This is a genomic window from Rhodoligotrophos sp. CJ14, from assembly GCF_038811545.1.
GTDB classification, from domain to species: Bacteria; Pseudomonadota; Alphaproteobacteria; order Rhizobiales; family Im1; genus Rhodoligotrophos; species Rhodoligotrophos ferricapiens.
The window spans coordinates 2,197,331-2,210,447 of sequence record NZ_CP133319.1 but is presented as its reverse complement, the minus strand read 5'-3'; the positions used below and the strand labels follow the sequence as shown (position 1 = coordinate 2,210,447).

Genomic DNA, 13,117 nt, shown 5'->3' with positions numbered 1-13,117 from the left:
TGCATCATTCCGCGGCTGCAAGGGACATGGAGAGTGGTTGCGGCGTCGGTGCTTCCTCATCCTCGGGACCCTTGCGGATCGCGCGCAGCATGAGCGTCATCTCGACGACAATCAGCACCGTATAGATCGCTACGAAGCCGGCGATGGTGAGCAGCACCGTGGAGGCGCCGAGACTGGAGACGGCCGCCGCCGTCGGCAGCACGCCCTCGATAATCCAGGGCTGCCGTCCGAATTCGGCGACGACCCAGCCCAGTTCCGCGGCGACCCATGGCAGCGGGATCGCCACGACGGCAACCCGCAGCAGGAAGGGATAGCGGTCGAGCTGGCGCCGGGCCGAGAGGAAGAAGAAGACGGCGGTGAGCACGATGAAGAAGAAGCCCAGGCCGACCATGATGCGGAACGACCAGAACAGCGAGGGCACATGCGGAACGGTGTCCCAGGCGGCACGCTCTATCTCCGCGTCGGTGGCCTGCCGCGGGTCATCCAGGTAGCGCTTCAAAAGGAGCGCGTAGCCGAGATCATGGCCATTGTCCTCGAAGGCGGCGCGCAATTCGGGCGCGATCGCGGTCGTGCTGCCGGCGGCCCGGATCTTCTGCAGTGCGTCGAAAGCGACGATGCCGTTGCGGATGCGGACCTTTGCGTGCTCGACCAGCTCCTCGATGCCCGGGATTTCCGTGGTGAGCGAGCGTGTGCCGATCAGGCCCATCACCCACGGCACATGGACCGCATAATGGGTTTCCCGGCTCGCCTGGTCGGGGAAGCCGAACAGGGTGAAGGCGGCTGGGGCCGGCTCGGTCTTCCACATGGCCTCAATGGCGGCGAGCTTCATCTTCTGATGCTCGGTGGACAGGTAGCCGCTCTCGTCGCCGAGCACGACCACCGAGAGCGAGGCGGCAAGGCCGAAGGACGCGGCCACGGTCATCGAGCGCTTGGCCAGCTCCATATGGCGGCCCTTGAGCAGGTACCAGGCCGAGACGCCGAGCACGAATACGGCGGCGGTGACATAGCCCGCCGAGACAGTGTGCACGAATTTCGCCTGGGCGACCGGGTTCATCAGCACGGCGAAGAAGTCGGTCACCTCCATGCGCATGGTCTCGGGATTGAAGGTCGAGCCCACGGGGTTCTGCATCCAGCCATTGGCGATGAGGATCCACAGGGCCGAGAGATTGGAGCCGATGGCGACGGCCCAGGTGGCCGTGAGATGGCCGAGCTTCGACAGCTTGTCCCATCCGAAGAAGAACAGGCCGACGAAGGTCGCCTCGAGGAAGAAGGCCATCAGGCCCTCGATGGCGAGCGGCGCACCGAAGATGTCGCCGACATAATGGCTGTAATAGCTCCAGTTCATGCCGAACTGGAATTCCATGACCAGGCCCGTGGCGACGCCGAGGACGAAGTTGATGCCGAACAGCGTGCCCCAGAACTTGGTCATGTCGCGCCAGATCGCGCGCCCGGTCATGACATAGACCGTCTCCATGATTGCCAGCAGCACCGCCAGGCCGAGCGTGAGCGGTACGAACAGGAAGTGATAGAGCGCCGTGATCGCGAATTGCAGGCGCGAGAGGTCTACAACGTCGAGTTCCATCTGTTTCGTCCGGTTGCGCCGGCCTCCTGCTCGTGCGGGCTCAATCCGGGCGCAGCGCGGAAAGGGCGGCATCGAAGGCCGTCTCTCCGCGCCGCGCCATGGCAGTGATGCGTCCGCGGTCCATGATCACGAGGCGGTCGGCTATGGCCGCCTCCCGCCGAATATGCGTGGCGATGACGACGGTGCGTTGCCCCGCCCGCGCGGCAAGCCTCGCCAGCACGTCGCGCGCCGTCGTGCCGTCCAGCCCCTCTGTCGGCTCGTCCAACAGCCATAGCCGAGCATCGCGCAGGAGCAGGCGGGCGAGCGCCAGCCTGCGCGACTGCCCGCCCGAGAGGCCGATCCCGCCCTCGCCGAGGCGCATGTCAAGCCCTTCCGGCAAGGCTTTCACGTCCTTGGCGAGGCCGGCCGCCTCAAGGGCATCCGTGAGCCGGGCGTCGTCGGCCCGCGGGGCTGCCAGGCGCAGGTTGTCGCGCAGGCTGTCCTGGAACAGCTCGGTGCGTTGGGTGAGCAGGGTTGCGGTATGACCGCTGAAGCATCCCTGCTCCACCGGCAATTCGCCGGCCAGCAGCTTGAGGATCGTCGATTTGCCCGCACCGCTGGGGCCGATGAGCGCCAGCCGCTCGCCGTCACGGATGGTCAGCGAGAGCTCTTCGAGGACCGGATCGGTCGCGCCGGGATGCCTCACTGTCACCCGCGAAAGCTGGGCGGCAAATCCGTCCGGTGGCAAGGGTGTGCTCGGGGCCTGTTGCGCCGGTGCCAGGCGGGGTGCGATCCGGCGGGCCGCAAGCAGGGTGCGGCCGAGGTCGACGGCGCCGCGGCGCAAGGCGGCAAACGGTTCGAGCGCAGCCAGGGCGACGAGCAGACCGAGAGCGGCGACGGGCGCACCGATCGTGCCGCCTTCGGCAAAGGCGGCCAGGACGACGAGCGCTCCAGCGAGCAGGAGGGCGCTCAGGAATCCGAAGGTCGCGCTGACCTGCGTCTCGATTTGGTTGAGTGCGTTGTCGGTCTCGGCAAGCCGCAGGTCCGCTGCGGCCACGGCCCCCAGCTGTGCGGGAAGCCGGCCGGCCATGGCAAGCTCCGTCTGCCCCGCCACCAGGTCGATCACCCGCGCGCGCAACGCCTCGAGCGCGTGGGCACGGCGGCGTGTCGGGCGCTGGGCCGCCCGCGCGGCGCCCAGTGGAACGCCGAGTCCCGCGCCGAGAAGAACGGCGGCAAGGGCAAGGCCGGCGAGGGGATCGATCAGCCCGAAGACCAAGCCCGCGGCCATGGCCACGGCGATGGCGGCACCGAGCGGCACCACCACGCGCAGGTAGAGCGAATCGAGCGCGTCGACGTCGAGCGTGAGTCGGAAGAGAAGCCGGGCGGGCTGGTGCAGCAACTGTGCCGCCGCGCCGGGCTCCGCCCAGCCCCTGAACAGGCGCTCGCGCAGGGCGCTCAGCACCCGCAAGGTCGCATCGTGGGTGGTGAGCCTTTCCCCGTAGCGAGCGGCGGTGCGCGTGAGTGCCAGGAACCGGATCCCGGCCGATGGCGCAAAGACATCGAAGGCGAGTGCCGTGGCGGTGGTCAGGCCGGCAATGGCGGTGGCGGTGATGAACCAGCCGGACAGCCCGAGCAGGGCAACCCCCGAGAGAACGGTGGCCATGGAGAGCAGCGCCCCCCTGAGCAACGGCCTCCGATTGCCCGCGAGGAACAGTTTCACCACCGGGTTCAGGTCGCGCAGGTGGGACATCATGCGGCAGCCTCCAAGGAGGCCGGCGTCAAGGCGATGATCCGGTCCATGCGTGCAGCAAGCTCTGGATCATGCGTCGCGACGATCAGGGTGCGCCCGGTGGCCAGCGTGATCAGACCTTCGGTGATCTCGCGGGCAGTCGCGCGGTCGAGATGGCCGGTGGGTTCATCCGCGAGGATCAGTCCGGCGCCGGGGGATGCGGCCGCCCGCGCCAGCGCCAGCCGCAGAGCCTCGCCGCCGGACAGGCCGACCCCGTTCTCGCCGATCGGTGCAGCGCCGCGCCGCGCCGCCACACCGTCCAGCTTGGCAAAATGCAAGGCCTCGGCCACATCCCGCTTTCCGATCTCCGGCCGGCCGAGCGTGACATTGCTGGATATCGTCCCGGCGAAAATATGCGGGGCCTGGCCGATCCACGCCATGCGCCGCTGCAGCTGCGCCACGGATGCGGCCGTCAGCGGCTCGCCGCCGATTGCGATGCTGCCGGCCTCGGGTATTGCCAAGCCTGCGACCAGCGCAAGCAGGGTGGACTTTCCGCAGCCGCTGGGCGCCAGCAGCGCCACGTGCTCGCCGGCCGCAACCGTGACATCGAAGCCATCGAATACCGGAGTCGCCGCATTCGCATGGCGGAAGCGCAGGTCTTTGACGACGATCTCGGGCGGCATGCCGGCGAGCGCCACCGGGCGCGGCCGGGCGTTCGCGCCGGCGTCGGCGTTCAGGCGCTGCGTTGCGTCCGCGGACAGCCGATCGAGGGCATCAAGCGCGGCCGCTCCGGCGGCGCGATCGTGCCAGACCGCCGAGAGGTCGCGCAGCGGCTCGAAAAAGGCCGGGGCGAGCAGCAGGATGAACAGGCCCTGGCTCAGCGACAGCTTGTGGCTCCAGGCGCCGAAATTGAGCTCGCCCAGCAGGTGAAAGCCGACATAGACGGCGACCATGGCCACGCCCAGTGCCGCGAAGAGCTCCAGCACGGCGGAGGAGAGAAAGGCGATCCTCAGGACGGCCATGGTGCGCTTGCGCAGGTTGTCCGCATCGGCTCGGAGCCGCCGGGCCGTGGCATCGACCGCGCCGAGCGACCGGATGGTGACAAGGCCGCGCAGCCGGTCGAGGAGAAAGGCGTTCATGCCACCGAGCTCAAGCAGTTGCGCCTCGCTGGCCGCCTTGGCGCGCCAGCCGATCAGGGCCATGAAGATCGGGATGAGCGGAGCGGCGACGAGCAGGACGAAGGCTGCCGCCCACGAGAATGCCAAGACGCACAGGAAGATGGCCAGGGGAACGACCGTCGCCTTGAGGCGCGCCGGACGAAAACGCGCGAGATAAGGCACGATGGCTTCCGCCTGCTCGGCCAGGGCGCTGGCGGCTGCGCCCGAGGACGGCCGGGTTGCATCGAGAGGCGAGAGCGCGGCCAGCATTGCCACGGCCCGGGCTCGCCGTTCGGACAGGGACGACCGTGCCGCCCGAAAGGCCAGGCGAGCGCCGAGTGCGTCGGCCATCGATCGCACGATCCCGAGCACCAGCACGCCAGCGCCGGCCCAGATGGCCGTCTCAAGGCCCTGTCCGGCGGCGATCGCTCCGACCGCTAGACTCAGCAGAGCAGCCTGCGGGATCCATAGTAGAGATGCAACAATCTGGAGTGTTACTGGACCACTGCTGAGGCGGACGCAGTCATTGGAACGTCTATCGGAGGTCATTTCGAGCCGTCGCAGGCGCTGTGATACATCACTCGCCAAATGCTTACAGCGTGCTTCGATCCTCGTGATTGATCTCTATCAATAGCCGCGGCAGGAGCGACGACTCGTGGCTGGTGTAGTGCGTACCGTTATGAAACCGTCTGCTCCACAAGGATCCGATTTAGATCCTCGCGCCGGAGAGAGCGGCATCCATTGGCATCGGCGCGTTCCTTGCACCAGAGAAGTCTCCAGGAAGGGCCTTGAGTGCCGCCCTTTCCTCGTGGATCTCCAGCGCGGTTCTGAACCCTAGGCGACGTAAGAGGGGGAGGGGCGGGCACCAGCCTTGTATTGCATGCTGCAGCAGGAACGCGGTCACCGCGGTAGGCAGCAGCAGCCATCGCTTGTTCACTGTCACGCCCAGCAGGACACCCGCAAGAGCGAGGCTCGCCGCATTTGCTTCGAGTACGCGCTCGATGTCCCACTCGCGATCAAGCTCGGCAAGCCGGTTGTCAATCCTCTCCGGATGGTGTGCATGCCAGCGGATGCTCTGCTCCGTTGCCGCCGCAATTCGCCGATTGATTTCCTGAGCCGTGTTGCGCTCCACGCGATCCGTTCCGCTGGGCATCATGGCAAATCTCCTGTGAATGGATGACGTTGAGATTCTGGCGAGCGTGACTCCAAAGCTCGGCCTCCCGGGCGTGGAGAACGAAGGTCGCACCGCCCATTCATGGCTAAACGCAGGGTGGGTGAGATGTGATCCAGGTCAATGCGACGCCGTTTGTTCTCGAGAGAATGAGCGCCTGACTGGAAACCCTCACGCGAGAGCATCCGAGATGATCAAGGACATTCTGGTGCATCTGGACGGTACGGATGATGACGCGCTGCGTATCGCCCATGCAGCGGGGCTGGCGTCCGGCTTCGATGCCTATCTCACCGGCCTTTACGTCAACCTCATACCAGGCGACATGTGGCCCGTTGCGCCCCATTTCGTCAGCTCGCTGCTAGACGAACTGCAGCAGCAAATGCGCGCGCAGGGCGAGCGTATCCATGCACGGCTGCTCGATCGGATGGGCAAGCTGGACATTCGCAGCGAGGTCAAGCGCCTCGATCTCTACCAGATCGAACTCTACAATACGATCGTCATCGAGAGCCGGTGCCGTGACCTGTTCATAGCCACGCGGCCCTATGGTGGAGCGGCTGAGCCCCGCTGGACCGGGATTTTCGAGACGGCGCTGTTCCATTCAGGCCGGGCCGTTTACGTGTTGCCGCCGGACGCACAGCCCAAGGAGCTGACAGCCATCCTGATCGCCTGGAACGGCTCGCGTGAAGCCGCCAGGGCCGTGGCGGAGGCCATGCCCTTTCTGCACCGTGCCAAGCAGGTCCACGTCGCCCTCATCGAGGATGATCCGGCGGAGGAGCTCAAGTTGGAAAACGGGGCCGATCTGGCCCGGCATCTCTCGCGTCATGGCATTTCCGTCGAGATCCGGCATGTTGCCGATTGGCACCGCCGTTCCGCCGCGCTTCTGAACGAGATCCAGCACATCGGGCCGGATCTCGTGGTGATGGGCGCCTACGGCCAGTCGCGGTTTCAGGAGTGGGTAATGGGTGGCGTCACCCGCGACTTCCTGAAGACATGCCCGGTTCCCATGCTGATGGCGCGTTAGTTCGCCCTTCAGCCACCATGATCTCCGACCATTTGACTTGGCTCAATGCGCGAATGCCCAGCCTGCGGTCTCATAGGAACAGCGCACCCTGACAGGATGCCTCCGCGGCGCGCAGTCGATCGCGCCGCGGCTCTCGCAGTGGAGGTTGCCCCATGTATTCGCATATTCTCGTGCCCACCGACGGCTCTCTCTTGTCCACCAGCGCCGTCGAGCGCGCCTTGGCCTTCGCCCGAGACGCTGGGGCGAAAGTCACTCTGCTCATTGTGACGGAACCGTTCCACCTGTTCTCCATGGACCCGGAGCAGGTCTCTTATTCCCGCGAGACTTATGAGCGTCATGTGCGCGAGGACGCAGCAGGTATCTTGAGGCGGGCCGCCCAGCGCGCGAATGCGCTTGGTGTGCCCTGCGAAACCGTCCTGACCGAGCATGAGCAGCCCTATCAGGCGATCATCGACACGGCGTCCGCCAAGAGCTGTGACCTGATCGCCATGGCATCCCACGGACGGCGCGGGATGGAGGCGCTCCTCCTGGGCAGCGAGACGCTGAAGGTCCTGACGCATTCCAGGATTCCGGTGCTCGTCTACCGCTGAACCACCTGAGATCTGATGCACTTTGTTGAAATGAAAGCGGCGGTGCCGCATTGCCGGCATCGCCGCTCTGTGATCGTCCTTCAGGCGGCTGACGTCCGGATCATTGCGGACACTCGCTGACCGTGGCGTGCTCGTGTGCCGATCAAGCCTCGCTTACCTGTAGACGAGGACCGGGATTTTGGAATGGGTCAGGACCTTTGTGGTCTGGCTGCCGAGCAGCAGCGCCGCTAAACCCCGGCGGCCGTGCGACGCCATCGCGATGAGATCACAGCCCTTTGCCGTCGCGGTCTCGACGATCACGCGCCAGGGATCGCCATTCTCGGCCTGTACCGTCTGGCAGGCGATGCCAAGCGCTCGCGCCTTTTGCGCCGCATAGGATAGGGAGTCTGCCGTGTGCTCCCGGGCCATCTGCTGGAACTGCGCCCGTGCCTCTGCTCGCTCGACGGAATCGCCTGTGATGCCCGGATACGGCTCGACCACGGAGAGCATTGTGACCCTCGCGCCGGCATCCCGGGCGAAGGCCATGGCCTTTTCCGCGGCGGCCGCGGAAAGAGGGGATCCATCAGTCGGTATCAGAACATGCTGAAACATGGGGCGCCTCCAGGGTTCGTCTCAGGCTAGCTAGTCTTGGGCCGCCGAAGGTCACAAGGCCGTGCGAGCCTTGAGAAGAACGCCCGCCACTTTGGCCGACCGCCGGCCTTCTTCGAGCCAGCACGTGGGGCCGTGTTTCCACGAAACAGATGCGTGAGATCTGGTTCTCGTGCAGCTTCTCCACCTCGACCGCAGCCAGCAGCACGCGCACCACATGGCCTTGGCGCTCGGCCTTTGCCGCCCATTCCAACGCTTTGGCGACCGCCGCCTGCTGGCTTGCAAAGGCATCATAGTCCCGGCCGTTGAACTGTATGGTCCAAGCTTGGCCGCTCCGGTGAACGATCAGCTGTTTCATGCCCGCCTCCCGCTTGCCCGAGGGGGCTATCGGCCGATCTTCAAATGATCGATCACCTGCTTGACGCCTGGGGCCGACCATGCCGCATTCTCGACGGCGTCGTGCTCGTCCCAGGTATCCACCGTTCCGTCGAGGATCACCTTGCCGTCCGTGACCGTGACGCTGATGCCGCTTGCCTCGATCTCGGCGCGGCGCATCAGCGCGTTCTCGATCTGCTTCTTCACGTCGGCCTGCTGCAGGGTCGGCTTGACGACGATATCGTTCGCCACGCCGACCAGCCCGATCAGCGTCCGCAACGCCTTCTCCGCAGCCACTCTCTGGAACTGCCAGGGAACTTCGCCGAGAAGCCGAACCAGGCCATTTTCCACCACGAGCTCGATCTGCTGGTGAGGCACAGTCACGTCCCAACGCAGAGCATCCGCAGCACGCCTGGCAAGATCGTCGTCCGTAACCGATTTATCGCTGGGATAGCGAACCTCGATCTCCTCGGCGATCGCGCGCACACCACGCACTCGCCTCACGACCTTCTCCACCTGAAGCTTCTCTGCATAGCTCGCCACGTGACCGCTCAAGGTCACGATGCCGTTGGACACCGCCACGCCAATATTGGCAGCATTGATGCTCGGCTCGAACTCGAGCTCGTCAAGGATGTCGTTACGCAGCTTGAGATCGTCCATAGCCTTGCTCCGCACTGAGAGTTCATCTGCTGATACTCAAGCTAAGGAAGGAGACGGCCGCATTGAGGCATGTCAAATTGCTATTGCCGGGGTCGCACGCTGAACGCCGGAGAGACATATGCCCGTTGAACTATTCTAGCGCCCAAGCGAGGTCCCATAGCTAGATGCCAAGATGACCGCTTTGCGCCCCCTTCTCGGACGTTCAGGCAAACCTCGCCTTCACCCAATAGCGGACATTTTGGCTGATACTAGCCAACGGCGGCTATGCGCCGCATTTCGGCCGTTCCAGCCCATCTGCAACCGCTCTAAAACCCGACACTGGGAATGCGCGAATCGCGTGTGCGCTGTGCGCTTGCCCGACTAAAGGTGCTGCTGCGCTGGGCGGACGAACGATATGGCTTCTAAGCGACTGCAAGCCCCAAGTGCGCTGTCATTGGTGCGCATCTCGCCGCAGGTGAAGCTTGCCCACTACCGGCCGCGTGGCCGCAGCCTCGTTACCGTTCGAACATCCTGTGCTACCGCAGTGCTCGCCTGGAGCCACTGCCGCATTTCCTGGAAAACCGGCTGGCTGCCGTCCGGGTCCTCCAGGGTCAAGAGTACAGCAAAGGGCACTCCTTCCGCGGGGAACTGCGCTTCAGCACGAACGAGGCTGGTGACCTCCAGCCGCCATTGCGACGAGCTTCCGTTCTCGACGAATGTGCTCTCATACTGCTTGGCCGGCCACCATTTCAGGCCGTGGTCGATGAGCGCCTTCTCGGGTATCGCGAGATTGGTTGACTTTGGCAGGTAGCGGGCCGCGATCTGATTCGTGAAGCGTACACTGCCGTCGGATGCGGGCTCCGCCTGCCGTTGCTTCAGCGATGCCTCAAGATTGACTCGAACGAACTCGGCACCGAAGGCTGGATCGAGCGGCGGCGCGTAGACAAGTGTCATCCTGGCACGACCGGAACAGCGGCCGTCTCTAACGAGGCTTTGTGGCCAGCTGAAAGGGAACCGGAGTATGACCGGCTTCTTCTCGCCGATGCTGAGACGGCTTTGGAAAAGCAGCGTGATCTGATGGTCGTCCGTTTCCAGCATCGTACTGACGGCTTGCGGCCTGCCGAAACCCGCGAATTGCCGGCCGATGTCCCTAAGACCACGCCTCGTCAGCGGCTCGGGCATCGCCGTGTGATGCAGCAACATGGCCCGCAGCGCTTCGACAGACAGGCCGCCCTCGGTCGCAGTGTCGAGGCCCGCCAACGTACGCGCAACCAGCGGCGCGGCGAAACTCGTGCCGACGACGCTTTGCCTGCCACCCGAGGGAGACAATGACGAAAGCCCGGTGGGCTTTCCGGGGCCGCTCCCTCCTGTTCCGCCGTAACACGCGACATCGGGCTTGACACCAACTTGGAGGCCCGGCCCCCGCGTCGTGTAAACGGTCGGCGCGTCGGCGATCTGATCGGTATTCGGAGGATTGAGTGCGCCGACCGAGATCGACCTGACGCTCTCGGCGGGCTTAAAGATCGTGTCGGGTGAGGTTCGCGTCGCGAAATAGTTGATGACGTCGATCGGGCGCTTCTGCCAGGCGGAACGTGCCTGGGCGGGTGGTAGGTTCCCGGCGGAGTTCACGAAGATCACGCCATAAGTATCGGCGATCTGGTCGAGGCGGGAAGCGTAGATGCTGTACCGGTGCCGCTCGACCGGCGCGACCGCGTTGATGGAGAGATTGAACACTCTGACACCATGTTCATTCTTCGCCTCAGCGACGGCCTGCTCGATCTCTTCGAGGAAGTCGGAGAAACCGCGACGATAACGAGCCATGAACGGTCCGTTCGGGTAGAGGGGTATGTCGTAGAGATGGCAGCCATTTGCCTCGGGCGCGATGTCAACACTATTGAGAGCTTGCCCGATGGTCAGGAGGCCAGCGACATTCGTGCCATGGATCGCGTCATATTCTCCTGATGATAGATAATCGAACCGTCCCGCAACCCAGCCATCAAGAACCGGCGCCACACCCGAGTCGATGACACCCACAATCGGGTAATTCGACTGGCCCTGCGGAAGGGGAATGGCAACTGGTTCGGCAGCTGCAGTGGCATCAGAGCTTGAACGGTCGTCCGTCAGCTCGAGCAGAACTGGCGGCAAGATCGCACGCACCAGAGGATGCTGCTGGAGTGCATTTAGGGTCGCCTCGTGTCGCTCCGGATTTCGGTCCATAGAGGAGAGGCTGATCTCCTGGCCTGAGTCGCTACCGGCGACACCGGCCCGATGATCGATCAGGGCCTCCACAGGCTGTGTGGTCAGCTGAACTTCGAGGACGGGGGTTCGCCCGACCTCAAAGGCGAGATAACTGCGCGCGCCCAGGCCGAGAGACAACAACAGCCGCTCAAGCGAGCGCCGTAATGCGATCCGTCCGAGCGGGTCATCGGCGATGACCCGTTCGGCTGGCGTCTCGAAAAGCTCGACCTGATAGCCGGAGACCGCGCGAGGATCCTCGAGCGCGGCAAGAGCTGCCGCGGTCGAGAATGCGCGTTTCTGCTCAGGAGGTGCGATTTCAATGGCTTCGATCGCGCCGACTTCGGCGCGTGCGATGGTCGGCGCCTTGTATGGCTTGTTGTCAGCCCTCCGATACTTTGTCTCGACGGAGGCTTCAGCCTGCTCGATGCGCTGTCGCAGAGCCTTCAGGTAAATCAACGGAGCCCGGAAATAGAGCGTTCCGACCGCGTCTGCTCCCACACATGGGAATTGGTCGGGCTTGAACAGCCACCACACCGGTCGATAGGATTTTGCCAGCGCCTCGTTGCGCATCTGGACTTTGAGATACGCCGCTGGACCATAAGGACTCGTCCGAAGCTCGTCGATGATCCGGTCGATCGCGGCCAGCAGCGAGTCCTTATGGGTGACGAATGCTTTGTCGGCACCCTCAAAAAAATCCTTGTTCCGCGGCGGCTGTCCCGGATCGGGCGCCTGATGAAAATCGCGATCGTTCAGGATGATCTGAACCGGATTATTGGGCATGCGACGCCTCCAGCAGCGGCAGATGGCGCTTCGCCTTCTTGAGGTCGCTCACCCGCGACTGACCGTACCCCGTCGCCTCACCGATCTCTGTTTGCTTGAGTGACAGCGCACCATCATTCGCGATCAGGCTGACGAACGCCTCCTGATCGACGGCGAGGATGCGGGCCGCCACATGGTCGTGCTGCGGTGCGCGGGCTAGCACAGAACTCAAGGCATGGAACAGTCCTGGTCCGTCATGAGATTCACCGCTGAGCGCGAGTGTCCGCTTTACGGCGATGCACACTCTTTCTATATCGGCCCCCGTTCGCCCCGCGAGACAGTATGAAAACACCCTAAGGGTCGAGACAGGCGCCTCGATCGGCTGCAGGAAACGCGCGATCAGGCTTTCACGGGCAGTGTCGTCGGGCTCACCGAGCTGAAGATGCGTTTCGAAGCGACGCCACACAGCCGGGTCCAGGAGCCTGTCGTGGTTCGTGATCGCGATGGTGATTCCGAAGCTTCGCCGCTGATCGAGATTCTGCAGCAAAGTGTTGACCACGCGCTTAATCTCGCCGATCTCCTGCGGATCGTCCCGGAGCTTTGCGAGCGCGTCGAACTCGTCCAGCAGCAGAACGCACGCGTATCGGTTGGCGAAGTCAAACAGGTTTGCGATATTGCGTGCGGTCGTGCCGAGAAACGACGATATCAGGCCGTCGATGCGTGCCACGACTAACGGCAAGCCCAACCGAGCAGCGATGTAGTGGGCGGTAATGGTCTTACCCGAACCAGGCGGTCCATAAATCAACAGAGAGCGCGTGGGCGACACACCCACCTCCTGCAGCGCGGCCTCACTGGTCCATTCCTGCAGCAGCCCCTCGACTGTTTCTGAAACTACTGCCCCGTAAACGGGCGCCCTGCCGTTCCGGCCCGGAAAATCAATCGTGCACAACCGGGCTCCGGTCTCTCGATCGATCGGCGGATTGATACCCTGTTCGAGCGTTTCACCGGAGATCTGGCCGCGCGACATCTCGACGCGGCTCGGAGCTAGTTCCTGTATGTCGCGCGCGGCCGCGCGCAGGCGCTCCAATGTGGCGGCCTCCTTCGTCTCTCCGGCCTTCTCGAGGCGCTCACGAAGGCGCAGCACCTGCTTGTCCACAGCCTCCCGGTCGCCGGCCAAGCCGGCCCGAACGATGCTTTGGATAACCGCGAAGTGCTCCATATCGACAAATCCGCCATCGAAATCGTGCCAGACCGATTTCTATCGCCAACTAGGCGATTCGGCAAGCCAC

General features: G+C 64.2%; 11 protein-coding genes. 2 read left to right on the top strand and 9 right to left on the bottom strand.

Annotated elements, in window-relative coordinates:
* Positions 1-4: 4 nt before the first annotated feature.
* The 4 genes from RCF49_RS10280 to RCF49_RS10265 all read right to left on the bottom strand — a co-directional run bounded on the left by RCF49_RS10280 (position 5) and on the right by RCF49_RS10265 (position 5,603).
* Positions 5-1,582: a cytochrome ubiquinol oxidase subunit I gene (locus RCF49_RS10280; protein ID WP_342643931.1), complete on the bottom strand. Its 1,578-nt coding sequence runs from the start codon at positions 1,580-1,582 to the stop codon at positions 5-7.
* Between the two features lie 40 nt (positions 1,583-1,622).
* Positions 1,623-3,314, bottom strand: coding sequence for a thiol reductant ABC exporter subunit CydC (gene cydC, locus RCF49_RS10275; protein ID WP_342643930.1), 1,692 nt, complete (start codon positions 3,312-3,314; stop codon positions 1,623-1,625).
* Positions 3,311-4,996 carry a thiol reductant ABC exporter subunit CydD gene (gene cydD, locus RCF49_RS10270; RefSeq protein WP_342643929.1) on the bottom strand — a complete coding sequence of 562 codons (1,686 nt, stop codon included), beginning with the start codon at positions 4,994-4,996 and terminating at the stop codon, positions 3,311-3,313. Before cydD ends, cydC begins: the two co-directional genes overlap by 4 nt.
* A 160-nt stretch (positions 4,997-5,156) precedes the next feature.
* The gene (locus RCF49_RS10265) at positions 5,157-5,603 is read right to left on the bottom strand and encodes a YgaP family membrane protein (protein WP_342643928.1); all 447 of its coding nucleotides are present in this window, start codon (positions 5,601-5,603) and stop codon (positions 5,157-5,159) included.
* Positions 5,604-5,808: 205 nt separating this feature from the next.
* On the opposite strand from RCF49_RS10265, the gene RCF49_RS10260 reads away from it, so the two are divergent.
* On the top strand, positions 5,809-6,639 hold the full coding sequence (locus tag RCF49_RS10260; RefSeq protein ID WP_342643927.1) for a universal stress protein: 831 nt from the start codon (positions 5,809-5,811) through the stop codon (positions 6,637-6,639).
* Between the two features lie 152 nt (positions 6,640-6,791).
* Positions 6,792-7,229, top strand: a complete 438-nt coding sequence (locus RCF49_RS10255) for a universal stress protein (RefSeq protein WP_342643926.1) — start codon at positions 6,792-6,794, stop codon at positions 7,227-7,229.
* Between the two features lie 153 nt (positions 7,230-7,382).
* Here RCF49_RS10255 and RCF49_RS10250 read toward each other — a convergent pair whose 3' ends face one another.
* The 5 genes from RCF49_RS10250 to RCF49_RS10230 all read right to left on the bottom strand — a co-directional run bounded on the left by RCF49_RS10250 (position 7,383) and on the right by RCF49_RS10230 (position 13,047).
* On the bottom strand, positions 7,383-7,820 hold the full coding sequence (locus RCF49_RS10250; protein ID WP_342643925.1) for a universal stress protein: 438 nt from the start codon (positions 7,818-7,820) through the stop codon (positions 7,383-7,385).
* Positions 7,792-8,175: a hypothetical protein gene (locus RCF49_RS10245; RefSeq protein WP_342643924.1), complete on the bottom strand. Its 384-nt coding sequence runs from the start codon at positions 8,173-8,175 to the stop codon at positions 7,792-7,794. Before RCF49_RS10245 ends, RCF49_RS10250 begins: the two co-directional genes overlap by 29 nt.
* Before the next feature lie 26 nt (positions 8,176-8,201).
* Entirely contained in the window at positions 8,202-8,852 is a 651-nt protein-coding gene (locus tag RCF49_RS10240) for a BON domain-containing protein (protein WP_342643923.1), read from the bottom strand.
* Between the two features lie 468 nt (positions 8,853-9,320).
* The gene (locus RCF49_RS10235) at positions 9,321-11,849 is read right to left on the bottom strand and encodes a S8 family peptidase (protein ID WP_342643922.1); all 2,529 of its coding nucleotides are present in this window, start codon (positions 11,847-11,849) and stop codon (positions 9,321-9,323) included.
* Entirely contained in the window at positions 11,839-13,047 is a 1,209-nt protein-coding gene (locus RCF49_RS10230) for an AAA family ATPase (RefSeq protein WP_342643921.1), read from the bottom strand. The genes RCF49_RS10235 and RCF49_RS10230 overlap by 11 nt, the downstream gene beginning before the upstream one ends.
* Positions 13,048-13,117: the final 70 nt, after the last annotated feature.